Here is a 25,645-nt window from a genome sequence, read left to right as displayed (position 1 = left end):
TTATATAAATGTAGATTATAAGATAAAATTTTTTCTATGAAAGTCGCTGTCGAGAAGTAACATTGATAGCGACTTTTAACTTAGTTTACTAAAAGGAGAAAATATGAAGAGAGAATTAGGGATATATATACACATACCTTTTTGTTATAGTAAGTGCTACTATTGTGATTTCAATTCACATATAGATCAATATAGTTACATTGAAAAATATATAGAGTATTTAAAAAAAGAAATAGATTTATACGAAAACTCTATAAAAGAATATAAATTAAAAACAATATTCTTTGGAGGAGGAACACCTTCTTTAATAGACCAAAAATATATATGTGAAATAATAGAATATATCTATAAAAAAATGAACACACAGTATTTAGAAGAGATAACTATAGAAGCAAACCCTAAAACTTTAAATGAAGCAAAGTTAAGTGCTTACAGAGATGCAGGCGTAAATAGAATAAGTTTAGGGCTTCAAACTTTAAATGATAACTTACTTAAAAATATAGGTAGGATTCATAGTGTACAAGATTTTTATGATACGTATAATCTAATAAGAAAAAATGGATTTAAAAATATTAATGTAGATATAATGTTTAATTTACCGAATCAAAGCGTTACAGATGTTTTAGATACTTTAGAGAAAGTGGTAGAACTAGATATAGAACATATATCATTATATAGCCTAAAGGTTGAGGAAGGAACCCCATTCTACAATATGTATGAAAGCGGAGAAATAACTTTACCTGATGAAGACATAGAAAGAGAAATGTATCATAGATCTATACGTTTTTTAGAGGATAGAGGTTATAAACAATATGAAATATCAAACTTTTCAAAAAAGGACTATGAATGTAAGCATAATTTAATTTACTGGAAGCTTAAACCATATATAGGCCTAGGACTATCTGCACATTCTAATATAGGTTCATATAGATATGGAAATGTAGAGTCGTTTAGTGATTACTTTAGCCTTATAGATGAAAAAAAGTTACCTATAATTAAGGATGAAAAAGAGTTTATTGATATAGATATGGAAATTGCTGAATATATTATTTTAGGGCTTAGACTTACTAAAGGAATAGATAAACAAGAATTTAAGCTAAAATATAATAAAGGTATAGAGGAAGTATTTAAAGAAAATCTGGATAAATTCATAAATCAAGGCCTTATATGCCAGGACGATAAAGTAATAAGGTTAACTAAAAGAGGACTAGATTTATGCAACTTAGTTTTTATGGAATTATTACCAGATTAAGATTATTGATTTTCAAAAAAATATATTGACAAATTACAATAACAGTGATATGTTAAAAACATAAGTATTAGCACTCCATAAACAAGAGTGCTAATAAGATGAAAAATTATTAAAGTAGAATTTAATTCTAACTTATAGGATGTGATAGTAGTATGACGCTTGACGATAGAAAATTACAGGTCTTACACGCTATTATACAGAGTTATATAACTAGTGCCGAGCCAATTGGCTCTAGAACTATATCTAAAAAATTTGACCTAGGGGTAAGTTCTGCCACTATAAGAAATGAAATGTCAGACTTAGAGGAATTAGGTTATTTAGTTCAACCTCATACTTCAGCGGGGAGAATACCATCAGATAAAGGGTATAGGCTATATGTTATAAAATCATGCCGATGTTAGAAATACAACCATTACTTTCTAAAACAGAAAAAGATGATTTAGTGGAAGAAAAAAGACAAATAGACCATGTAATAAAAAAAGTTTCAAAGTTACTTTCTAAAATTACAAATTACACTGCAGTAGCAATATCTCCACAAATAAGTAGAAGTTCAATTAAGCGTATTCAAATAGTACCTATAGATGAGTCAAGAATAATGATAGTGCTAGTAACCACTTCTGGGATCGTTAAAAACAAGATGCTAGAGTTGGATGAAGAGATACCTTATGATAAATTAAATAAGATAACTAATTTTTTAAACAATGAGCTTAAGGGGTATACAATAGATGAAATTGGTAAAGACTTTGAAAAGAAGTTAGTGAAAGAAATATACGACATAAGTTCACCAATTATAAGCATAATGCCGATAGTAATTAATTCCTTGCAAAATACTGAAGAACCTAGTGTGTATTTAGATGGAGTAACAAATATATTTAACTTTCCAGAGTATCATGATTTATCTAAGGCTAAACAATTTATATCCTTTGTAGAAAATAAAGATATAGTATTAGAAATGCTACTAAATAGAAAATCAAGCGATATAGGTATTACTATAGGTTCTGAAAATGACTATGAAGAAATAAAAAGTTGTAGCGTCATAACTACCACATATAGTGTAAATGGTAAAACAATAGGGAAAATAGGTGTTATAGGACCTACAAGAATGGATTATGAGAAGGTAATAAACGCAGTTAAATCAATATCATTAGACTTAAATGATTTAATTGATAAATACTTTTTAAGAGGTGAATAAATTGCAAAATGAAGATCTAGAAAACAAAGACGAGGTTAAGGAAGAAGCTAACGATAATATAGAAGCTACAGTAGAGGAAGCAAAAGAAGATATAAATAACTCTAAAGATAACGTAGAAGATGAATCAAGTAAGAAAGAAATAGAAGAGTTAAACAATAGATTACTAAGATTACAAGCTGACTTCAACAACTATAAAAAGAGAGTTGAGAAAGAAAAAGAAGCTATAGTATCTTATGCTGTTGAAGGGCTTGTAACAGAATTATTAAATGCATTAGATAATTTTGATAGAGCACTAGAAGTAGAGTATGAAGAAAATTCAAAAGCTTTTTATGAAGGTGTAGAAATGGTTCATAAGCAGCTTTTAGAAATACTAAGTAACAATGGATTAGAAGAAATTGAATCATTAAATCAAAAGTTTGATCATAACTACCACTATGCAGTATCACAACAAGAAAGTAATGAGCATGATGAGGATACTGTAATTCAGATATTAAGTAAAGGATACAAACTTAAAGATAAAGTTATTAGACCAAGTATGGTAATAGTATCTAAATAAAGACATTTGATGAAGGAGGAATATTAAATGAGTAAAATTATTGGAATTGACTTAGGAACTACAAACTCTTGTGTTGCAGTTATGGAGGGTGGAGAGCCTGTAATTATAGCAAACAGTGAAGGAAATAGAACTACACCGTCTGTAGTTGCATTTACAAAAGATGGTGAAAGATTAGTAGGAGAAACAGCAAAAAGACAAGCAGTAACAAACCCAGACAGAACAATAGCTTCTATAAAAAGATACATGGGTTCAGACCATAAAACAAATATAGATGGAAAAGATTATACACCTCAAGAGATATCAGCAATGACACTACAAAAACTTAAAGCTGATGCAGAGGCTTACTTAGGAGAGACTATAACAGAAGCAGTTATTACAGTACCAGCATATTTCTCAGACAGTCAAAGACAAGCAACTAAAGATGCTGGAAGAATAGCAGGACTTGATGTAAAAAGAATAATAAATGAACCAACAGCGGCAGCATTAGCTTATGGATTAGATAAAGATGAAGATCACAATCATAAAATAATGGTGTTTGACTTAGGAGGAGGTACATTTGACGTATCTATCCTAGAACTTGGAGATGGAGTATTTGAAGTTATAGCTACAAATGGAGATAACAATCTTGGTGGAGACGACTTTGACCAAGCTGTTGTAGATTACTTAGCAGAAGAGTTTAAGAAAGAAAATGGAGTAGACTTAAGAAATGACAATATGTCACTTCAAAGATTAAAAGAAGCAGCAGAAAAAGCTAAAAAAGAACTTTCAAGTGTAGCTAGTACAAATGTAAACTTACCATTCATTACAGCTACTCAGGAAGGACCAAAACATTTAAACATAGATATATCAAGAGCTAAATTCGATGAATTAACTAGTGACTTAGTTGAAAGAACTTTAACACCAGTTAGAAAAGCACTAAGTGACTCAGGATTAAGTCCATCGGATATAGATAAAGTGATATTAGTAGGAGGTTCAACTAGAATACCTGCAGTTCAAAATGAAGTTAAAAAGTTAACTGGTAAAGACCCACACAGAGGAGTTAATCCAGATGAGGTAGTTGCATTAGGTGCTGCTATTCAAGCTGGAGTTTTAAGTGGAGAAGTTAAAGATGTATTACTATTAGACGTTACTCCATTATCTTTAGGTATAGAAACACTAGGGGGAGTATCTACTAAACTAATAGAAAGAAATACTACAATACCAACTAAAAAAAGCCAAGTATTCTCAACAGCGGCGGATAATCAAACAGCAGTTGATATACACGTACTACAAGGTGAGCGTGAAATGGCAAGTGGAAATGTTACTCTAGGAAGATTCCAATTAACAGGAATACCATCGGCACCAAGAGGAGTTCCACAAATAGAAGTTACATTCGATATAGATGCTAATGGTATAGTAAATGTTTCTGCTAAAGATTTAGGAACTGGAAAAGAGCAAAAAATAACTATCACAGCTTCAACAAATATGTCAGATGAAGAAATAGAGAAAAAAGTAAGAGAAGCTGAGCAATTTGCAGAAGAAGATAAGAAAAATAAAGAGTCAGTAGAAATTAGAAATAATGCAGACTCACTAGTATATCAAACTGAAAAGACACTAAATGACTTAGGTGATAAAGTAAGTGAAGACGAGAAGTCTAAAGTAAATGAAAAAGTAGAAGCACTTAAAAAAGCTTTAGAAGGAACAGATACAGATGATATAAAAGCTAAAACAGATGAATTAACTACTGAATTCCATGCTATATCACAAAAGTTATACGAACAAGCAGCTGCACAAGGTCAAGAACAAGGCGCAGAAGGTGCTAGTGAAGGTGGAGTTAAGGATGATAATGTTGTAGATGCAGATTATGAAGTAGTGGATGACGAAGACAATAAATAATAAGGTTCTAGTCAAAGTTGAATCTAAAGATTTGACTTTGACTTTTCCTATGTAAGAGGTGATGATAAATATGAGTAAAAGAGATTATTATGAAGTCTTAGGTATCTCTAAAGGCGCAAGCGAACAAGAAATTAAAAGTGCATATAGAAAATTAGCTAAAAAATATCATCCAGACTTAAATCCAGACAATAAAGAAGCAGAGCAAAACTTTAAAGAAGTAAGTGAAGCTTATGAAGTACTAAGTGACTCTCAGAAAAAAGCACAATACGATCAATTTGGTCATGAAGGAATGAGTGGACAAGGTGGCTTTGGAGGAGGCTTCGGTGGTTTTAGCGGAGGCGGATTTGGAGATATATTTGAAGATATATTCGACATGTTTGGTGGTGGAGGATCATCTTCAAGACGACAAGGCCCTACTAGAGGAGCGGATCTAAAGTATGGAGTAAGAATAACATTTGAAGAAGCTGCTTTTGGATTAGAGAAAGAAATAAAAATAGAGAGAACTGAGGACTGTTCGGAATGTAGTGGTACTGGAGCAAAACCAGGAACTAATAAGAAAACTTGTTCAAAGTGTAGCGGTTCAGGTCAAATCAGATTTGCCCAAAATACTCCATTTGGTCAAATAGTTAGAACTTCAACTTGTGATGAGTGTAGAGGAACGGGTGAAAAAATAGAAACACCTTGTGGTAAATGTGGTGGAGTAGGAAAAGAAAGAAAAGCTAAAACAATAAATGTTAAAATACCTGCAGGAGTAGATACTGGGTCGGTTATATCTCTAAAAGGAGAAGGTGAACCAGGGGAAAAAGGTGGTCCGAGGGGAGATTTATATATTTATATAGAGGTAGAACCTCATAAGACATTTGAAAGACAAGGTAATGATATAATATGTGAAATACCTATTAGCTTTACGCAAGCAAGCTTAGGTGCAGATATAGAAGTACCTTCGTTAGAAGGAAAATTAAGATATACTATAGAGCCAGGAACTCAAACTGGAACTACATTTAGACTAAAAGGTAAAGGTATAGTAAGCTTAAGAGGCGGAAGAAAAGGAGACCTTTACGTAAAAGTTAAAGTAAAAGTGCCAACTAAATTAACTGAGAAGCAAAAAGAATTATTGAAAGAGTTTGCAAAAGAAAGTGGAGAAGATGTCGGTAAGTCTAAGCGTAAAAAAGGAATTATAGATAAATTTAAAGATGCTTTTAATGACTAGAAAAAGTCAGCTATTGATAATTTTGATTATCAATAGCTACTTTTTTATTAACTTTAATAGTTTAATTGACATAGGACAATTAAACTATTAAACTGAACAAGTAGACAATTTACAAAGTAATGATAACCGTTATTGTGGTAGTAAGAAACGGAGGATGATTTATGAAATTAATGTGGAACTATATTAAGCGGTATAAAATATACCTTATATTAAGTATTTTTTGTGCTTCTGGATTTGCACTAATAGAGCTTGGACTTCCTACTTTATTGGCTAAGATGATAGACGAGGGAGTATCGGTAAAAGACTTTGAAATAATAAAGAGGCTAGGCATTTGGATGGTGGCAATATGCTGTATTGGTCTTGTAGCACTGGCGGGTCTTGCATACTCTGTAAGTAAAATGACAACATTCATAATGAGAGATATTAGAAATGATATCTTTAGAAAAATTCAAGGATACTCTCATTCAGAGTATGAGAAATTCGGAGCTGCATCTTTAAATACTCGTACAATTAATGACGTTTATAAAATAATGGCATTTTTACAAACCACTTTAAGAATAGGGATTATAGCCCCATTGATGTTTATTAGTAGTTTTATTATGATTATTAACACAAGTCCATTCTTATCATTAGGATTATTCATCGTTGTCCCAATCATCGTTTTAGGAGTTATTTTAGTTGGTAAAAAGGCAGAGCCTTTATCTACTGGTCAACAGCTAGGACTAGATAGTATAAATATGACGATTAAAGAAAATTTAACGGGACTACGTGTTATCCGTGCATTTGACAATGAGTCATTTCAAAAAGATCGTTTTAATAATGTCAATGGCAACTATGCCAAAATTTCTAAAAAACTCTTTAAGTTAATGGGTATTGCACAACCAGCATCTTCATTTATTTTCAATATAGTTTTTGCCTTTGTAATATGGTTTGGCGCCAAGCTAATAGGTTCAGGTGATTTAAAAGTAGGTAATTTAGTAGCATTTATCGAGTATATATTCCATGCTATGTTTTCTACTATGCTATTTGCAAATGTATTTATTATGTATCCACTTGCTGCCGTTTCTGCAAATCGTGTTCAGGAAATTCTAGACTCTGAGTCAGAAATGAACTACAAAGAAAATGAAGTATTAAAGAAAGAAACAAAAGGGGTCGTTGAGTTTCAAAACGTTACATTCGCTTACCCAGGAGAAACTGAAGAACCTATAATTAAAAACATATCATTTACTGCAAAACCTGGGGAAACCGTAGCTTTTATTGGTAGCACAGGTAGTGGAAAATCAACTCTTATTCAATTAATTCCTCGTTTTTATGATGTGACTAAGGGTAAAGTACTAGTTGATGGAGTTGATGTTGAGGATTATGATATTGAAGTACTAAGACAAAAAATAGGATATGTACCACAAAAAGCTTTACTTTTTACAGGCACTATTGCGGATAATCTCCGCTACGGAAAACATGATGCAACTATTCAAGAACTACGATATGCTGCTAAGATTGCACAAGCAGAAGACTTTATCAATCAAAAACCAGATGGATTTGAAACGTTTTTATCTGAGGGTGGAAGTAACTTATCAGGTGGACAAAAACAGAGGTTAGCTATAGCTAGAGCTATTATAAGGAGACCAGATATATATATATTTGATGATTCTTTTTCAGCACTTGATTATCAAACAGATCTAAAGTTACGTACCGCTTTAAAAGATGAGACAAAAAATTCAACAGTATTGATTGTTGCTCAAAGGGTTGGAACAATTAGAAATGCAGATAAGATTGTTGTTTTAAATAAAGGAGAAGTTGTAGCTATGGGAACTCATAAGGAATTGTTGAAAACAAGTGATATTTATTATGATATTGCTTCTTCTCAGCTTTCTAAGGAGGAGTTGATGAAGGATGAAGAATAATATTAAAAACTTAAAGCGATTGTATATTTATATTAAACCTTATAAAATACACTTTATCATAGCTTTACTAATGACCTTAATTGCCTCTATAGCTAATGGAGTTATTCCACTTATAATTGGACTTGGAATTACAGAGATGTCTAGTAATGTAGCTGATATTGTAAAAGGAGTCGAAGGAGCTACAATTAACTATAAATATATTGGAGGAATTATAGGTGCCTTTTTAGGTATAGGTATTATAACTCAGATAAGTCAATACCTATCTATTGCATTTATGACGAATGTTGTACAAAATTCAATGAAGGATTTACGTAGAGATATAACTAACAAGATAAATAGATTGCCAATATCTTATTTTGATAGCAAAAAACAAGGAAATATTTTAAGTATTGTTACTAATGATATAGATGCTATTGTTAATGCACTTCAGCAAAGTGTTATTCAAGTGGTTACAGCAATACTTGGTATTATATTTGCAGTGGGAATGATGATATATATATCTATTCCGATGGCATTAATTACAATGCTTATCATACCATTATCCATTATTGTATCTAAGACAATTGTTAAAAAATCACAAAAATATTTTATGAATCAACAAAATGCACTAGGAGATCTTAATGGATATATTGGGGAAGCTTACAATGGTTTTAACGTTATAAAGTTATATGGAAAAGAAGAGGATACAATAAAAGAATTTGAAGCTATAAATAATCGCCTAACACAAAATGGATTTAAAGCTTCATTTGTATCAGGATTAATGATGCCTTTAGTTGGAGCTATCTCTTATTTTGCATATATAAGTATGGCGGTTCTTGGTGGTTATTATGCTATAATAGGTGTATTGACTGTGGGAAATATGCAAGCATTTATTCAATATATATGGCAAGTAAATCAGCCTATTTCTCAAATAACACAACTATCTAATATACTACAAACAGCAAGTGCGGCTACAATGAGAATATTTAGTATTTTAGATGAAGAAGAAGAACCAGAAGAAATAAATACTTTAGAATTACCGAACAAGGTAGAAGGCTATGTTACATTTGAAAATGTATGTTTTGGATATAGCAAAGATAAGACTTTAATTAAAAATTTAAGTTTTAGCGTAAAAAAAGGAGAAAAAGTTGCTATCGTAGGCCCTACTGGTGCAGGAAAAAGTACATTAATTAACTTATTAATGAGATTTTATGATGTGGATAGTGGAACTATTAAGATCGATGGTATAGATACTAAAAATATGAAGCGTTCAGATGTAAGATCAATTTTTGGAATGGTACTACAAGATGCATGGCTTTATAGCGCAAGTATTAAGGAGAATATTAAGTTTGGTAAATTAGATGCTACAGAAGATGAAGTAGTAAATGCAGCTAAAATAGCAAATGTAGATCATTTTATAAGAACACTTCCAAATGGATATAATATGGAATTAAATGAGGACACTTCAAATATATCATTAGGACAAAAACAACTGTTAACAATAGCTCGTGCAGTTATATCTGACCCTAAAATTTTGATCTTAGATGAAGCAACTAGTTCAGTAGATACTCGTTTAGAGCTTTTGATACAAAAAGCAATGAATAGTATAATGAAAGGAAGAACAAGCTTTATTATTGCGCATAGACTTTCAACAATTAGAGATGCAGATATAATCTTAGTTATGGATAAGGGAAGTATAATAGAACATGGAAATCATGATGAATTAATTGCAAAAAAAGGATTTTATGAAAAGCTATATAACAGCCAATTTGCAAATAGCTAAAGGAAAGTTTAAACACATATTTAAATTTTTTATTTCAGAAAGCATAAATCTTGAAATATATTAAACTAAAGTGATGAACATGACTTTTAAGTCAATTCATCACTTTTTGAATGCTTTATGAATAGCTATCATTATAGATTGAGATCATATTAGAAGTAGATGTTATACTGGTTTTTTATAAATATATAGGATATAATAAATAATTATTGGAAAAGTTAAAAGCGGCTTATAGGTAAGCAAATTTAGCTATTAAAAACATCTGAAGGAAGTGAAAAGATTATGAAATGGATTGAGGTACAAGTAAAAACTACATCAGAAGCTGTGGAAGTTGTTTCAAATATTTTATATGAGGTTGGAGCAGGAGGACTTGCAATAGAAGATCCAAACGACATAGAAGTATTTGTTCAATCTAAAACTGAAGAAGATTGGAACTTTATAGACTCAAGTTTATTTGAAAACAAATTTGATGGAGCTATAGTTAAAGCTTATTTCCCAGAAAACGAAAACTTAATAGAAAAAGTAGAGCTTATAAAACAAAATATAGCAATGATACCAGAATACAATTTAGATAAAGGACTAGGAGAAGTTACTATATCTGAAGTACATGAAAAAGATTGGGCACATGCTTGGAAGAAATATTACAAGCCTACAAAAATAGGTGAGAAAATAGTAGTTAAACCATCATGGGAAGAATATGAGGAGCAAGATGGTGAAATAGTTCTAGAGTTAGATCCAGGTATGGCATTTGGAACAGGAACGCATGAAACTACAACAATGTGCATACAAGCATTAGAAAAGCACGTAAAAGAAGGGGATTTAGTTTTAGACATAGGATGTGGAAGTGGAATACTTTCTGTAGCAGCAGCTAAATTAGGAGCAAAAAAGGCAATAGGTGTGGATCTAGATGAACTAGCAGTAAAGGTATCTAACGAAAATAAGACTATAAATAATGTACAAGACATAGTAGATATAAGACACGGAAACTTACTAGACGTTGTAAGTGAAAAAGCAGATGTTGTTGTTGCAAATATTATAGCTGAGATAGTAGTTATACTAGCTAAGGATATTAAGAAATGTTTACTAGATGATGGTGTCTTTATATCTTCGGGTATAATACTAGATAAAATAGAAAGAGTAAAACAGGGATTAGATGAAGAAGGACTAGATGTAATGGAAGTTGTAACTATGGGTGAATGGGCTTGTATAGTTTCAAAATTAAAAGAAGGTAACAAAAATGCATAGGTTCTTTGTAGAAATTGAGAATATAAAAGAAGATTATATTGAAATAAATGATGAAGATGTTAAGCATATAAAAAATGTATTGAGACTTGAAGTTGGAGACACTATATCCATTTGTGACAAGCAGGAAACAGACTATATATGTAATATATCTGAAATAAATAAAAATAATATAACATGTATGGTAATAGATAAATTTAAGTCTAAAGGAGAGCCTCCTATAGATATAGTTCTATATCAAGGGTTGCCTAAATCAGATAAAATGGAACTTATTGTACAAAAGAGTACCGAACTAGGAGTAAAAAAAATAGTTCCAGTTATGACTAATAGAACTATAGTTAAGATACAAGATAGAAAAAAAGAAGATAAAAAACTAGAACGATGGACTAGAATAGCAGAAGAAGCTTCTAAGCAAAGTAAAAGAGGCATGATACCAGAAATAAGTAATATAGTTACTTTCAAAGAAATGTTAGATATATTTAAAGGGGAAGAAACTGTTATAGTTCCTTATGAAAGTGAAGAAAATATAGGGATAAAGCAAGTATTAAAGAACTGTAATAGTAAAAAAATAAATATATTAATTGGACCTGAGGGCGGATTTGAGGATGAAGAAATAGAAAGTTTAAAAAGTATTAATTGTAATATAGTTACCCTTGGGCCAAGGATACTTAGAACTGAGACAGCAGGATTTACCACTTCAGCAATAGTTTTATATGAGCTTGGAGATTTAGGAGTGATTTGATGGAAAAAAGAGTAGCTTTTTATACTCTAGGATGTAAAGTTAATCAGTATGAGACTGAAGCAATGATAGAATTATTTTTAAAGAATAATTATGAGATAGTAAGTGAAGAAGATTTTGCAGATGTATATGTTATAAATACTTGTACGGTCACTAATCTTAGCGACAAAAAATCCAGACAATTTATAAGAAGATGTAGAGGTAAAAATGAAAACGCAGTAATAGCAGTAGTAGGATGCTACTCACAAGTTTCGCCAGAGGAAGTTGCCAAAATAGAAGAAGTAGATGTAATTTTGGGTACAGATAATAGAAGTAAGATAGTAGAGATATGTGAAGAATTTATACAGAATAAAAATAGAGTTAATTTAGTTTCAGATATAATGAAAATAAGAAATTTTGAGGAAATAGGAATAGAAGAAGTAGAAGGAAAAACAAGAGCATTTTTAAAGATACAAGATGGATGTAATCAATATTGTTCATACTGTATTATTCCATATGCAAGAGGATCAATTAGAAGTCGTGAACTAGACAATATAGTAATGGAAGTAGAAAGATTAGCTAAAAATGGATTTAAAGAAGTGGTTCTAACAGGAATTCATATCTCATCATATGGTAAAGACTTAGGGACAGAGGGACTAATAGAGGTTATAGAAAGAATAAATCGAGTTAATGGAATAGAGCGTATAAGACTTGGATCACTAGAGCCTACATTAGTTACAGATAATTTTATGGAGAGACTTTCAAAACTTGATAAACTGTGTAACCACTTTCATTTATCATTGCAAAGTGGAAGTGATACAGTTCTAAAAAGAATGAATAGGAAATATACTTCTAGTGAATATAGAGAAATAGTTAAAATTATTAGAGGTCATATGGATAATGTAGCTTTTACTACTGATATAATAGTAGGATTTCCTGGTGAAACAGAAGAAGAATTTAAAGAAACTTTTGACTTTATAAAAGAAATAGGATTTTCTAAAGTGCATGTATTTCAATACTCACCAAGAAAAGGAACACCTGCAGCAAAGATGAAGGAACAAATAAATGGAAATATAAAGCATGATAGAAGTAAAAAACTTATAGAGTTATCAGAATATCTTACAAAAGAATTTAATAAGATGTTCATAGGTAAGGATATGGATGTTTTATTCGAAGAAAAGTCTAAGCTTAAGAAAGGCTATATTGAAGGATATACAACTAATTACATTAGAGTATTAGCACCGGGAGATGATAATCTAGAAGGTCAAATACAAAGTGTAAATATAGAATGTTTGCATGAGGATAGCTTAATAGGAAATATGAGATAAGACTTAATTCGATAAAAAAAAGGAAATACAACGTAAATGTAGAATAGATTCCTTATAAGGAGGTGAATGTGGTGTCAGATTGTATTTTTTGTAAGATTATAAAAGGTGAAATTCCTTCTCAGAAAGTATACGAAGATGATTTGGTTTTAGCGTTTAATGATGTAAGTCCACAATCTCCTACACACATATTAGTGATACCCAAGGAACATATATCGTCTTTAAATGCAGTAGATGATAGTAATAAGGATCTAATAGGACATATATTTTCAGTAATAAGTAAAATATCTAAAGAAAAAGGTTTTGCTGAAGCTGGATATAGAGTTGTAAACAATTGCGGAAATGACGGTGGGCAAACTGTAGGACATATACACTTTCATCTGTTAGCGGGAAGACAATTACAGTGGCCACCAGGCTAAAATAAGAGTTGCATAAAACTAATATTTAATGTATAATGGTCTAGTGTCGAATTCCGATTACTGAAATGGTACAAGTATTAAACCCTGTTGTAGTGGTTGAGGGGAGGGAGAATCGAATGTCAGAAATTAAAGTTGGGGAAAATGAAACTCTAGAAAGCGCCCTAAAAAGATTCAAAAGACAGTGTTCAAGAGCAGGCGTAATGTCTGAAGTTAGAAAAAGAGAGCACTATGAGAAGCCAAGCGTAAGACGTAAGAAAAAATCTGAAGCTGCGAGAAGAAAAAACAGCAGAACCAGATAAGAGGTGAATAAAAGTGTCCATAAAAGAAAAATTAATGGATGATTTAAAGACGTCTATGAAAGCTAAGGATAAACTTAGAAAAGATGTCATAACAATGGTAAGAGCATCTGTTAAGCAAAAGGAAGTAGATGAAAGAGTAGAGCTAACTGATGATGATGTTATAGAGATAATATCTAAGCAGGTAAAACAAAAAAGAGATGTAATAGATGAGTTTAAAAAAGGAAATAGACAAGATTTAGTAGAACTCACAGAGAAAGAAATAGAAATTCTACTTGAATATTTACCGGAGCAGTTAACAGAAGATGAACTAGAAGAAATAGTTAAAACTGCCATTGAAGAAGTAAAAGCTGAAACAATAAAAGATATGGGAAAAGTAATGGGAAACATCTTACCTAAAATAAAAGGTAAGGCAGATGGAAGTTCAGTAAATAAATTAGTTAGACAATACTTAAAATAAATAAAACCCGAATACAGTTGATTGTATTCGGGTTTTTTTATTTTTGTAATACAAAATATTAAGATAGCATAATATTTATATATAGAGGAGGGCTACTGATGAAAAATAAAGCAGACAGCATAAAAAATACAGTATCAGAAGTGTTGGAGTTACCAAAAGATATAATGCTTAATTTACCTAAGATAACTATGGTCGGTAGAATTCAATTATACATAGAAAATCATAAAGGAATAATAGAATATAGTACCGAGAGAATAAGAGTAAATACCAGCGAAGGAATATTAAAGATAACGGGAAAGAACATGATCATAAAAAATATAGTTACAGAAGAGATGGTAATATCCGGAGACATAGAGATAGTAGAATTTTCTTAGAGGGAGTGAACTGATGTTTGTTATAAGATTATGGAATTATTTAAAAGGATATGTTATTATTAAAGTTGAAGGTTTGACCTTAGAAAAGTTCATAAACTTATCTATATCTAAGAATATATTTCTTTGGGATATAGAGAGAATAGATTATACTACTTTAGAAGCAAAAGTAAGTACAGCAGGATTTAGAGAACTGAAAGATGTGGTTAAAGCAGTTGACTGTAGGGTATCTATAGAAGGAAAAAGAGGATTTCCTTTTTTTATTTATAAATTTAAATATAGAAAAATGTTGCTCTTAGGTCTAGTTTTTTCTATATTTATTATAGGATATTTAACATCGTTTATATGGACCATAGATATAGTAGGAAATGAAAATATAAAGGATGAAGTAATAAGAAAGAATCTCGAGTCTATAAACGTAAAACAAGGTATAAGAAAAAAGGATTTAGATATAGAAGATATAAAAAGTAAAATACTAATTAATGTTGATGAGCTTTCGTATTTAAGTTTAAATATAAAAGGAGTAAAATTAACAGTAGAAGTTAAAGAAAGAGATACAGAATCTAAAATAGTAGAAGATGAGTCACCATGTAATATAATTGCGGGTAAAAAGGCTGTTATAGAGAAGGTAGTTGCTAAAAATGGTAAGAGTGTAGTAGAAAAAGGGGATATAGTAAAAAAGGGTCAATTAATAGTAACTGGAGTAATACAAGATGAAGGTATGGATAGTCCTTTACTGGTTCATGCAGATGGTAAAGTAATAGGATTAACAACTAGAAGTGAAATTGTAAAAGAGCCTTTAATGAAAAATATAAAAGAAGAAACAGGAAAAATTCATATAAGTAGAGAAGTAAAAATAAATGGTAAAAGTTTAGAATTTATGAATGGAGACATACCTTTTAAAAACTATGTAGAAAAAAAAGAGATAAAAAGACCTTTAAAAAATGAACTGTTTGATTTACCTTTGGAAATAGTAATACATGAATATAGAGAAGTTAATATAAGAGAAGCAGAACAAAATATAGATGCTTTAAAGAAATCAAATGAAGTTAAAGCAGTACAAAAGCTTATGTCTAAGCTTCCTAAAGATGCTGAGGTAATATCAAAGAATACAAATCATAATATAGATAATAATATAGTTACAACGAAAGTTACAATTGATGTTAGAGAAGAAATAGGTGTAAAGTCTAAAATTAACAGTATAAATAACTTACAAAAACAGGAGGACTAAATATTGGAGAGAGAGACAGAAAAAATATCTATACCATTTATTGATAGAGACTACTCTAGAGAATTGTTTGGTGACTTTGATGAAAATGTAAAGTTAATAGAAAAAACTTTTAATGTTAATATAGTTTCTAGAGAAGATGAAGTTCAAGTAATAGGGGACAAAAGTTCAGCGGTAATAGTAGAAAAGCTTATAAAAAGACTAATTCAGATAATAAAAAAACAAGGAAAACTTACTAAACAGGAAGTACTATATACTATACAGCTTGTGACAGAAGGGCAAGAAGAAAAAGTATTAGAATTGTTAGATGATACTATATGCATAACAGCAACTGGAAAAACATTGAAGCCTAAAACGCTTGGGCAAAAAAGATATGTAAATGCTATAAGACAAAATGACATTGTTTTTGGTATAGGTCCAGCAGGTACAGGTAAAACCTATTTAGCTATGGCAATGGCTGTAACAGCTTTTAAAAATAAAAAAGTTGATAGGATAATACTAACGAGACCAGCAGTAGAAGCAGGAGAAAGTTTAGGTTTCTTACCAGGCGACCTAAAAGAAAAAGTTGATCCTTACCTAAGACCACTATATGATGCACTTTTTGATATACTAGGTACTGAAACATATTCTAAATATATAGAGAGAGGACTTATAGAGGTTGCACCATTAGCGTATATGAGAGGAAGAACACTTGACTCATCATTTATAATACTAGATGAAGCACAAAATACTACTAATGAGCAAATGAAGATGTTCTTAACTAGGCTAGGATTTGGATCTAAGGCTATAGTAACAGGAGATATTACACAGATAGATCTTCCAAGAGGAAAAACATCTGGACTTAAAAATATTCAAAATATACTTGGTAATGTAGACGGAATAGAGTTTATACATTTAGATAAAAGAGACGTAGTAAGACACCAGTTAGTACAAAGAATAATTGAAGCTTATGAAAAACATGAAAAGAGAGAAACAAAAAACAAGAAGTAGTTATGGAGGGAAAATATATGCCTTCTTTATTTAAAGAAAAGATATCTAAAATTAAAAAAACGTCAATATATAATTCATTACATGAGGAAAAAGTAAAACGGTTAACATTACTCATAATGTTTACTGTTTTACTTTTTGTCATAGTAGTAGAAAGTATAGCACCAGAAAAAATAATTGTAAAAGTTGGAGACATAGCTCAGGAAGATATAAGGGCAACCAAAGATATTATAGATGAGGAACTAACCGAGAAATTAAAGCAAGAAGCGATATCAAGAGTAGAACTAAGACATAGAGTTGATACTTCTGTACAGGTAAAAATAAAAGATGACATAAGGCAGTTTTTTAATATAATAAAAGATTTCGAAAAGAATGACTTAACTTTAGAAGAAAAAGAAAAAATATTATTAAATCAAAACTATGTAAAATTAAGTAAAGGGGATTACAATACTATACTTAAACAATCTCCACAAACAATTTTATTACTAGAAAACAATATATATGAAACTATTAATCAAGTTATGGGTATAGGTATAAAAGCAGAAGAAATAGATTATGAAAAGTCTAATATAGCTAAGACCTTTCAAAACTTTGTGAATTTACCTGAGGATGCTAAAAAGGTAGGAGCTAATATAGTAAACAATTCAGTAAAGCCAAATAGATTCTTAGATATGGAAACGACGCAACAGAAAAGAGAAGAAGCAGCAGAGCAAGTAGAACCTGTAGTAATAAAAGAAGGACAAATTATAGTAGGAAGAAGTCAAATAGTAGACCAAAAAGCATATGATCTTATAAAGAAAACCGGATTACTAAAAGAAGAAGATGGAGTAGACTATAGTGTTATGCTAGGAGCATTGATAATAGTTATACTACTTGAAACTATCATAGTAGGATATCTTTATATTTTTGATAGAAAAGTATTCTATAATACAAATCTATTAACCATACTATCTATAATAATATTAAGTGTGGTAATTATATCAAAAATAACGAGTGGTATATCAGGATATTTGATGCCAATATCAATAGCTACAATGCTTATTTCTATCCTAATAAACCCTAAGTTCGCTATTGTAGTAAATGTAATTCTTTCAATAGTAATAGGAACAACTACATCAAGTGAGCTAAGTATTATTATAATGTCTCTACTAGGAGGTATAGGAGGAGCATTTGCTTCTGTGAATACTCAACAGAGATACAATATAATACTTACAGGACTTATAGTAAGTGGTATAAATGTTCTTACAATAATAGCGTTTGGATTAGTATATAACTTTGAAATAAATGAATTACTCCATAGAGTTATATATGGATTTACTAATGGTATATTTAGCTCAATATTAGCAATAGGATCACTACCGCTTTGGGAAAGTATATTTGGAATATTAACACCTTTAAAACTTTTAGAGCTATCAAACCCTAATCAACCTCTACTTAAAAGACTACTTTTAGAAGCGCCAGGGACTTATCATCATAGTGTTTTAGTAGGAAATTTAAGTGAAGCTGCTGCCGAAGAAGTAGGAGCGAATCCATTGCTTACGAGAGTAGGAGCTTATTATCATGATGTTGGAAAGATAAAGAGACCTTACTTTTTTAAAGAAAATCAAATAAGTGGTGAAAATCCACATGACAAAATAAATCCTAATTTGAGTGCGTTAATATTAACTAATCACACTAAAGATGGTGTTGCTCTTGCCAAGAGTTATAAAATACCACAAGAAATAACAGATATAATAAAAGAACATCACGGAACTACATTAGTGGCATTTTTCTACCACAAAGCACTAAACGGGGAAGATTCTAAGCAGCTACTAGAGGAAAGATTTAGATATGAAGGTCCAAAGCCACAAACTAAAGAAGCTGCTATAGTTATGTTAGCAGATTCTGTAGAAGCTGCAGTTAGATCTATGAGAGAACCTAATAAAGGGAAAATAGAAGGATTAGTTAGAAATATAATAAAAGGAAAATTAAATGATGGTCAACTGGATGAATGTGCACTTACATTGAAAGATTTAGACAATATAGCAACTTCGTTTATGAATGTATTAATGGGAATATATCATCAGAGAATAGAATATCCTAATTTAGATCTAAACGAACTAAAAGGAGGGAATTAATATTGGAGATATTGATAAGTAATGAACAAGATAGAGTAAATATAGAGGAAAATATAAATGATATTCTAGAAGATGTAGTATTAGAATGTCTAAAATTAGAACAAAAAAATAGTAACTATGAAGTTAGCATAACTTTTGTAGATGATGATGAGATAAAAGAGTTAAATAGTCAATATAGAAATATAGATAAATCTACAGATGTTCTATCGTTTCCGATGTATGAAGAAGAGGAAGATACACCGTATATTCCTCTTTTAGGAGATATAATTATTTCAGCTGAAACAGCTAAGCGACAAGCAGAAGAGTTTGGACATACTGTAGACAGAGAAATTGCATACTTGACTGCTCACAGTATGTTTCATTTACTTGGGTATGATCATATGGAAGACAGCGATAAAAAATTGATGAGGGATAAAGAAAAGCAGATTATGAAAAACCTAGGAATCTTTAAAAATGAAGATAAGTAGAACTATAAAAAGCTTTAATTATGCTGTAGAAGGAATAATATATGCTTTAAGAAAAGAAAAGAACATGAAAATTCATTTTTTTTACAGCTTTTCTTGTACTAATATTAAGTTTGTTTTTAATTTTAGTAGATTAGAATTTTTAATATTATTTTTTACAATTTCCCTGGTAATAATAACGGAAATGATAAATACTGCTATAGAAAAAGTTGTAGATATGTATACAGATAAATATAATCCTTTGGCTAAGATAGCCAAAGATGTAGCTGCTGGAGCTGTACTTATAGCTTCTATAAATGCTATTGTTGTTGCATATCTACTATTCTTTGATAGAGTAAACCCTCTTACCTCTATTATAATAAATAAAATAAAAAATTCTCACATTCACTTGACATTTATAAGCATAATATTGGTTATACTTATAACTATATATATAAAAACTAAAAATCATTCAGGAACTCCATTTATGGGAGGAATAATTAGTGGACATTCAGCAATAGGATTTTCTATAGCTACTTCAATAACTTTTATAACAAAAGATGCTTTAGTTACTACATTAAGCTATTTAATAGCATTATTAGTCGCTGAAAGTCGTGTTGAGTTAAAAATACACTCGTTTAAAGAAGTTGTATTTGGTGGGATATTAGGAATGCTTATGACAATACTAATATTTCAAATGATAGGATGATATAAAATATAAATAAACTATAGGATAAATAAGATTTAATAGCGGAGGGATTATTTTGTCAAACGTAGACATATATTCACGAGTAATATTCGTACTTATATTACTTTCATTATCAGCAATATTTTCAAGTGCTGAAACTGCTTTAACGTCTATATCATTAGCAAAGATAAGACAGTTAAAAGAGGAGAATGAAAAAAAGGCTGAAATTTTAAAGAGAGTAAAATTTAAAATAAGTGACATATTGTCAACTATACTTATTGGAAACAATATTGTAAATATAGCGGCGACTGCTATAATATCTGAACTGACTGCAAATCGCTTTCAAGGAAAGAATTCTACAGTAGCTACTACAGTTATTATGACTATACTGATATTAGTGTTTGGAGAAATTACTCCTAAAACTTATGCTACTCAAAATGTACTAAAAGTGGGAGCAATAATAGCAAGACCTATGGAATTATTATCTTTTATATTTAAACCAATATTAATAGTTTTAACAAAAGTTACAAATGTTATAATAAAAATTTTAGGTGGAGAGGTATCTGCAAATAGTCCATTTGTAACAGAAGAAGAAATAAGATCACTGGTAGATGTAGGGGAAGAAGAAGGAATACTTAAGCATCAAGAGAAGGAAATGATCCAAAACATATTCGAGATTGATGATATAGACGTTGGAGAAGTCATGCTTCCAAGGATAGATATAATAGCTATAGCAGAAGACTCAAATATAAAAGAAGCGTTAGATTTAATTATTAAATGTGGTCATTCAAGAATACCAGTATATAGAGAAACCATAGATAATATAGTAGGAATACTTTATGCAAAGGATTTACTACAATATTCTCTTTTAAAGGAAGATATATTAAAAGAAAAAACTATAACTAAATTAATGAGACCAGCTTACTATGTTCCAGAGACGAAAAAAGCAAATCTTTTATTAAAAGAATTACAACAAAAACAAATACATATGGCAATAGTATTGGATGAATATGGTGGAACAGAAGGTCTTGTAACTATAGAAGATATATTAGAAGAGATAGTAGGAGATATATTTGATGAATATGATAATGAAGTTGATCTTATAAGAAAAGTAGATGATAGTACTTACTTAATACAAGCAGATATATCTCTTGAGGAAATAAATGATCAATTTCACTTAGACTTACCTGAAGAAGAATTTGATTCACTAGGTGGATATGTGTTTAATACATTAGGAAGAGTTCCTGTTAATGGGGATAAGGTTAATTATCGAAATATAACAATGGAAGTAGTTAAATTAGATAATAGAAGAGTAATAACTATAAGATTAACAATAGAAGGGGTAGAAGATAAAGAATAAAAAGATTGATAATCAGGGGGAAATTATGAAAAAGAGTAAATTAGCATTACTATTAATTATTCTATTTATCTTATCAAGCGTAGTTACTTATGGTATTCTAAAAATAAAAGATAAAAGCAGTGAAGGAGATCTGACTTTAATAATGCCAGATGAGGAGATAAAAGACATTGAAGAAAATAAAAAAGAAATTATACAATCTCCGTTTAGTGGGGTAGAAATTGAAAAAGAAATATTAGAAAAAAGACCAGTTGCAGTAATGTTTGATAATCATCCAAGAGCAAGATGGCAGGCTGGTTTAAGCAAAGCAGAGATAGTTTATGAACTTCCAGCTGAAGAGCCTTATACAAGATATATAGGAATATACTTAATAAATGATCCTGAAGTTATAGGGCCTGTAAGAAGTACAAGGCCTTACTTTGTGGAAACTATAGTTCAATATGATCCTCTATATGTAAGATGTGGAGGAAGTGAAGATGGAAAAGAATATGTAAGAAGGTATGGTATAGCTGATATAGACGGACTTACAAGTAGTGCGTTTTGGAGGAGTAAAAATAAAAAAGCGCCGCATAATTTATATATAAGTATGGAAAACATAAGAAAAGAGCAAACAAAATTAAACTATAGTAAAAATGGAAACTACTACGGCTATAATTTTAACGAAAAGGATACAGATATAGAAGGTCAAAATGGAGAAAATATAATAATAAATTACAATAAAAGTAATAGTACCAAATATATATATGACTCTGGCCAAAAAGTGTATGAAAGATATAAAGATGGAAAACTTCACATAGATGAAGCTGATAACACTACTATAAAAGCTAAGAATATAATAATTCAAGAAGTTACGTCTAAAATCATAGATAATGAAGGAAGAAAAAAAATAAATGTAGTAGGTTCAGGAAAAGCAACATATATAACTGATGGAAAAGCAAAAGATATAACTTGGAGGAAACGATCAGCAAATGATAAAACCACTTATTATGATGAACTTGGGGTTGAATTAACATTTAATCCAGGAGTTACTTGGATACAAGTAGTTCCAACTGGTACTCATATAGAAATAGGGTAAGGAGTGAAAAAAAGTGGATATTAAAAACTTAATAAATAAGGCAATAGAAGCAAAAGAAAAAGCTTATGCACCATACTCAAAATTTAAAGTAGGATCAGCTGTTTTAACTAAAGACGGTAAGATATACACAGGATGCAATATAGAGTCTGCGTCATATACTCCGACAATATGTGCTGAGAGAACAGCAATATCTAAGGCAGTTTCAGAAGGTGATAGAGAATTTGAAGCTATAGCAATAGTAGGAAGCTCAGATTACACTTTTCCATGTGGAGTATGTAGACAAGTTATAAGAGAATTTTCAAAAGATATAAAAGTTATAGTAGCTAATAATACAGATGAATATAAAATATTTGAATTAGAGGAGTTACTACCTAATAGCTTTGGACCAGATGATTTAAAATAGAATATAGGAGTGGTTAATTAAATGTATAAATCAGGATTTGTAACAATAATAGGTAGACCTAATGTTGGAAAATCAACACTATTAAATCGTGTAATAGGAGAAAAAATAGCAATAATATCAAATAAACCTCAGACGACAAGAAATAAAATACAATGTGTATATACAGAGGAAGAAGCACAAATAGTTTTTATAGATACACCAGGAATACACAAACCTAAAAATAAGCTAGGAGAATATATGGTAAGTGCTTCAAAGGATACATTAAAAGAAGTAGATGTTATACTTTGGCTTGTAGATGAAAGCACTAAGATAGGACCTGGGGATGAATATATTCTTGAAGAAATAAAAGAAATAAATACTACGAAAATATTAGTAATAAATAAAATTGATAAAATAAATCAAGATGAAGTAAAAGAAATAATAAGTAATTATGAAAATCTTAATGTATTTGATCATATAATTCCTATATCAGCACAAGACGGTCAAGGAGTAAATTATCTTTTAAAAACTATAAAAGAAATTATTCCTGAAGGGCCTCAATATTTCCCTGATGATATGATAACAGATCAACCAGAAAGATTAATAGTATCTGAGATAATAAGGGAAAAAGCGTTACACTACTTAGAAGAAGAAGTTCCACATGGGGTAGCAGTTGGTATAGAACTTATGAGAAAAAGAGAGAACAAAGATATTATAGATATAAATGCAATTATATACTGTGAAAGAAGTTCTCATAAGGGAATTATAATCGGAAAAGGCGGAAAAAAATTAAAAGGTATAGGCAAAAGTGCAAGAGAAGATATAGAAAGACTATTAGGAAGTAAAGTGTATCTTGAGATATGGGTAAAAGTTGAAAAAAATTGGAGAGATAAGGAAAAAACTATTAAATACTTTGGATACGTGTAAAATACAGGAGTCTAACTTTAATTACAAAATTAGCATTATTTACAACGTATTAAATGCTAAATATATTACAACAATAGATAGTAAATAAGTACTATCTAAGGAGTGATTTAGCGATGAAGAATGAGTTGTGGAAAATGTTTGAATTAACAGGAAATATAGATACTTACCTTTATTATAAATCAAGTGTAGATGGTGGAAACATTGATAATATTAAGAGCTATATGACTGAGGAAAGTGAGGAACTTACTACTCAAACCGAACAGGAGGATATCGGATAATTTGAGGTGAAGAAATGTTTATTGAATCTAAAGGGGTAGTTATTCGTCAGACTAAATATAGTGAATCAGATAGAATCTTAACTATATTTACTAAAGACAAAGGTAAAATTCAAGCTATAGCTAAAGGAGCTAGAAAACCTAAGAGTAAGTTAATAAGTAGTACAGAAACTTTTTGCTATAGTGAATTTATATTATATAAAGGAAAAAGTCTTTATAATATAAATCAAGGAGATGTAATAGATAGTTTTTATTCATTAAGAGAAGATATATATAAATTGTCCTACGCAACTTATATATTAGAACTTGTAGATTCTTCGTTATTAGATGAAGAGCCAAATGATATTTTATTTGAATTGCTTGTTAAGACATTGAAAATCCTTAGTGAAGCAAAAGGCAATTATAAAAAACTGTTACTAGCATTTCAAATAAAATATATAAGCTTTATAGGTTATAAGCCACAGCTTAATCAATGCGTAAACTGTGGAAATGATCTCACAAATAATATAAGATTTAATATTATTCAGGGTGGAACTGTATGTGAAAACTGCTTCAGTAATAGCACTTATGAAAAAGATGTAAAGCATACTACTGTAAATAATATGAGAAAGCTTATGTACTCAAAATTAGATGAGCTAAAAGATATAGATATAGATAAAAATGAAGAGCAAAAAATAGAAGAAGTAATTATGATGTATATAACGTCTCATATAGAAAAGAAACGTTTTAAATCATTAGAATTTATAAAGACCTTAGAATGTTGAGAAGGAGGAGAAATTAATGAGTGTTGATTTAGAAAAAATTGATGCTGTAAGAGAAAGAACTGGAGCAAGTTATAAAGAAGCTAAAGAAGCATTAATAGAAAATGACGGAAGTATTGTAGATGCAATAATATACTTAGAAGAAAAAGGCAGCTCTTGGGGAAGTAATTGGACACAAAATATAAATAGTAAAGGTGACGAATTACTAGAAAAGCTAAAGGAAATCTTAAAAGAAGGAAATGTAAACAAAATTGTAGTGAAAAAAGACGGAGAAGTTATAATGAATATTCCAATAAATGTAGGAGTTATAGGAATTTTAGCAGGACCTTTTCTAGCTACAGTAGGATTAACAGCTGCTGTACTAACTAAATGTACTATCGAAATTAATAAAAAAGATGGAGAAGTAATAAAGTTAGGAGAAGCTTATGAAAAAGCAGTAAGCAAGGTAAAGAGTACTATTAATAAAAATGAAAGTAGTAGCTCTCAAAAAGAGGAAGATCAAAAAGAAGAAGACGAAGATGATTTTAATAAAATATAGTATTAATATTGACAGTTTAAAATTATTTTGTTAGATTAATTACTATGGTAAAAAATATTTGCTATGAAGAAAAAGAGTAACTAAAAGAACTATCAAAGCGAATTAGGGATAGTGAAAGCCTAATATAAGCTTTTAGTGAACGGAATTTCTGAGCGTATAGTATAAAGATGGGTATCATATAGATATCAAGTAGGGTGGAACCGCGGAAGTAACCTTTCGTCCCTATGTACATATAACTACATAGGAACATCAGGTTGCTTTTTTATGTTTATAAATTGCAAGGAGGAA

The 25,645-nt window shown here is 30.1% G+C and carries 27 protein-coding genes and 1 other annotated feature; all 27 genes read left to right on the top strand.

Annotated elements, in window-relative coordinates; translation table 11 throughout:
- The first annotated feature begins 103 nt into the window (after nucleotides 1-103).
- The 27 genes from hemW to CURI_RS09045 all read left to right on the top strand — a co-directional run bounded on the left by hemW (nucleotide 104) and on the right by CURI_RS09045 (nucleotide 25,357).
- Nucleotides 104-1,252, top strand: coding sequence for a radical SAM family heme chaperone HemW (hemW, locus tag CURI_RS09165; protein ID WP_014967973.1), 1,149 nt, complete (start codon nucleotides 104-106; stop codon nucleotides 1,250-1,252).
- Between the two features lie 152 nt (nucleotides 1,253-1,404).
- Entirely contained in the window at nucleotides 1,405-1,653 is a 249-nt protein-coding gene (locus tag CURI_RS16150; RefSeq protein ID WP_228370410.1) for an HTH domain-containing protein, read from the top strand.
- Nucleotides 1,641-2,444 carry a heat-inducible transcriptional repressor HrcA gene (gene hrcA, locus CURI_RS09160; RefSeq protein ID WP_228370409.1) on the top strand — a complete coding sequence of 268 codons (804 nt, stop codon included), beginning with the start codon at nucleotides 1,641-1,643 and terminating at the stop codon, nucleotides 2,442-2,444. Before CURI_RS16150 ends, hrcA begins: the two co-directional genes overlap by 13 nt.
- Nucleotides 2,437-3,000, top strand: coding sequence for a nucleotide exchange factor GrpE (gene grpE / locus CURI_RS09155; protein ID WP_187287394.1), 564 nt, complete (start codon nucleotides 2,437-2,439; stop codon nucleotides 2,998-3,000). The genes hrcA and grpE overlap by 8 nt, the downstream gene beginning before the upstream one ends.
- A 27-nt stretch (nucleotides 3,001-3,027) precedes the next feature.
- Complete coding sequence (dnaK, locus tag CURI_RS09150) at nucleotides 3,028-4,875, top strand: molecular chaperone DnaK (RefSeq protein WP_014967971.1); 1,848 nt, start codon at nucleotides 3,028-3,030, stop codon at nucleotides 4,873-4,875.
- Between the two features lie 70 nt (nucleotides 4,876-4,945).
- Complete coding sequence (gene dnaJ, locus CURI_RS09145; RefSeq protein ID WP_014967970.1) at nucleotides 4,946-6,085, top strand: molecular chaperone DnaJ; 1,140 nt, start codon at nucleotides 4,946-4,948, stop codon at nucleotides 6,083-6,085.
- Between the two features lie 161 nt (nucleotides 6,086-6,246).
- Nucleotides 6,247-7,989, top strand: a complete 1,743-nt coding sequence (locus CURI_RS09140) for an ABC transporter ATP-binding protein (protein WP_014967969.1) — start codon at nucleotides 6,247-6,249, stop codon at nucleotides 7,987-7,989.
- Nucleotides 7,979-9,751, top strand: coding sequence for an ABC transporter ATP-binding protein (locus tag CURI_RS09135; protein ID WP_014967968.1), 1,773 nt, complete (start codon nucleotides 7,979-7,981; stop codon nucleotides 9,749-9,751). The genes CURI_RS09140 and CURI_RS09135 overlap by 11 nt, the downstream gene beginning before the upstream one ends.
- A gap of 279 nt (nucleotides 9,752-10,030) precedes the next feature.
- Nucleotides 10,031-10,993, top strand: a complete 963-nt coding sequence (prmA, locus tag CURI_RS09130) for a 50S ribosomal protein L11 methyltransferase (RefSeq protein ID WP_014967967.1) — start codon at nucleotides 10,031-10,033, stop codon at nucleotides 10,991-10,993.
- Nucleotides 10,986-11,732, top strand: coding sequence for a 16S rRNA (uracil(1498)-N(3))-methyltransferase (locus CURI_RS09125; protein ID WP_014967966.1), 747 nt, complete (start codon nucleotides 10,986-10,988; stop codon nucleotides 11,730-11,732). Before prmA ends, CURI_RS09125 begins: the two co-directional genes overlap by 8 nt.
- Complete coding sequence (gene mtaB, locus CURI_RS09120; protein ID WP_014967965.1) at nucleotides 11,732-13,036, top strand: tRNA (N(6)-L-threonylcarbamoyladenosine(37)-C(2))-methylthiotransferase MtaB; 1,305 nt, start codon at nucleotides 11,732-11,734, stop codon at nucleotides 13,034-13,036. The genes CURI_RS09125 and mtaB overlap by 1 nt, the downstream gene beginning before the upstream one ends.
- A 71-nt stretch (nucleotides 13,037-13,107) precedes the next feature.
- Nucleotides 13,108-13,452, top strand: coding sequence for a histidine triad nucleotide-binding protein (locus tag CURI_RS09115; protein ID WP_014967964.1), 345 nt, complete (start codon nucleotides 13,108-13,110; stop codon nucleotides 13,450-13,452).
- A gap of 116 nt (nucleotides 13,453-13,568) precedes the next feature.
- Nucleotides 13,569-13,751, top strand: a complete 183-nt coding sequence (rpsU, locus tag CURI_RS09110) for a 30S ribosomal protein S21 (protein WP_041701729.1) — start codon at nucleotides 13,569-13,571, stop codon at nucleotides 13,749-13,751.
- A gap of 13 nt (nucleotides 13,752-13,764) precedes the next feature.
- Nucleotides 13,765-14,208, top strand: a complete 444-nt coding sequence (locus CURI_RS09105; protein ID WP_014967963.1) for a GatB/YqeY domain-containing protein — start codon at nucleotides 13,765-13,767, stop codon at nucleotides 14,206-14,208.
- A gap of 98 nt (nucleotides 14,209-14,306) precedes the next feature.
- Nucleotides 14,307-14,582 carry a sporulation protein YqfC gene (yqfC, locus tag CURI_RS09100; protein WP_014967962.1) on the top strand — a complete coding sequence of 92 codons (276 nt, stop codon included), beginning with the start codon at nucleotides 14,307-14,309 and terminating at the stop codon, nucleotides 14,580-14,582.
- 13 nt (nucleotides 14,583-14,595) lie between these two features.
- Nucleotides 14,596-15,810 (top strand): sporulation protein YqfD, encoded by a 1,215-nt coding sequence (yqfD, locus tag CURI_RS09095; RefSeq protein WP_014967961.1) that lies wholly within the window; start codon nucleotides 14,596-14,598, stop codon nucleotides 15,808-15,810.
- A 3-nt stretch (nucleotides 15,811-15,813) separates the two neighbouring features.
- Nucleotides 15,814-16,797, top strand: coding sequence for a PhoH family protein (locus CURI_RS09090; RefSeq protein ID WP_014967960.1), 984 nt, complete (start codon nucleotides 15,814-15,816; stop codon nucleotides 16,795-16,797).
- 17 nt (nucleotides 16,798-16,814) lie between these two features.
- The gene (locus CURI_RS09085; RefSeq protein ID WP_014967959.1) at nucleotides 16,815-18,911 is read left to right on the top strand and encodes an HD family phosphohydrolase; all 2,097 of its coding nucleotides are present in this window, start codon (nucleotides 16,815-16,817) and stop codon (nucleotides 18,909-18,911) included.
- A gap of 2 nt (nucleotides 18,912-18,913) precedes the next feature.
- Nucleotides 18,914-19,378 carry an rRNA maturation RNase YbeY gene (gene ybeY, locus CURI_RS09080; protein ID WP_014967958.1) on the top strand — a complete coding sequence of 155 codons (465 nt, stop codon included), beginning with the start codon at nucleotides 18,914-18,916 and terminating at the stop codon, nucleotides 19,376-19,378.
- A complete protein-coding gene (locus CURI_RS09075; protein ID WP_014967957.1) occupies nucleotides 19,365-20,063 on the top strand; it encodes a diacylglycerol kinase in 699 nt (232 codons plus the stop codon). The genes ybeY and CURI_RS09075 overlap by 14 nt, the downstream gene beginning before the upstream one ends.
- Before the next feature lie 55 nt (nucleotides 20,064-20,118).
- Nucleotides 20,119-21,402, top strand: a complete 1,284-nt coding sequence (locus CURI_RS09070) for a hemolysin family protein (protein ID WP_014967956.1) — start codon at nucleotides 20,119-20,121, stop codon at nucleotides 21,400-21,402.
- Nucleotides 21,403-21,427: 25 nt separating this feature from the next.
- Complete coding sequence (locus CURI_RS09065; RefSeq protein ID WP_014967955.1) at nucleotides 21,428-22,474, top strand: DUF3048 domain-containing protein; 1,047 nt, start codon at nucleotides 21,428-21,430, stop codon at nucleotides 22,472-22,474.
- A gap of 13 nt (nucleotides 22,475-22,487) precedes the next feature.
- Nucleotides 22,488-22,877, top strand: a complete 390-nt coding sequence (gene cdd, locus CURI_RS09060) for a cytidine deaminase (RefSeq protein WP_014967954.1) — start codon at nucleotides 22,488-22,490, stop codon at nucleotides 22,875-22,877.
- A 21-nt stretch (nucleotides 22,878-22,898) separates the two neighbouring features.
- Nucleotides 22,899-23,783 (top strand): GTPase Era, encoded by an 885-nt coding sequence (gene era / locus CURI_RS09055; RefSeq protein WP_014967953.1) that lies wholly within the window; start codon nucleotides 22,899-22,901, stop codon nucleotides 23,781-23,783.
- A gap of 113 nt (nucleotides 23,784-23,896) precedes the next feature.
- Nucleotides 23,897-24,061: a YqzL family protein gene (locus tag CURI_RS15660; RefSeq protein ID WP_144276016.1), complete on the top strand. Its 165-nt coding sequence runs from the start codon at nucleotides 23,897-23,899 to the stop codon at nucleotides 24,059-24,061.
- Nucleotides 24,062-24,075: 14 nt separating this feature from the next.
- Nucleotides 24,076-24,822 carry a DNA repair protein RecO gene (recO, locus tag CURI_RS09050; protein WP_014967952.1) on the top strand — a complete coding sequence of 249 codons (747 nt, stop codon included), beginning with the start codon at nucleotides 24,076-24,078 and terminating at the stop codon, nucleotides 24,820-24,822.
- A 16-nt stretch (nucleotides 24,823-24,838) separates the two neighbouring features.
- Nucleotides 24,839-25,357, top strand: a complete 519-nt coding sequence (locus CURI_RS09045) for a DUF4342 domain-containing protein (RefSeq protein WP_014967951.1) — start codon at nucleotides 24,839-24,841, stop codon at nucleotides 25,355-25,357.
- A 54-nt stretch (nucleotides 25,358-25,411) separates the two neighbouring features.
- Nucleotides 25,412-25,584, top strand: a binding site (T-box leader).
- The last annotated feature ends 61 nt before the right edge of the window (nucleotides 25,585-25,645 follow it).

Source organism: Gottschalkia acidurici 9a (genome assembly GCF_000299355.1).
GTDB classification, from domain to species: domain Bacteria; phylum Bacillota; class Clostridia; order Tissierellales; family Gottschalkiaceae; genus Gottschalkia; species Gottschalkia acidurici.
This window is presented reverse-complemented; position numbering and strand designations above follow the sequence as displayed.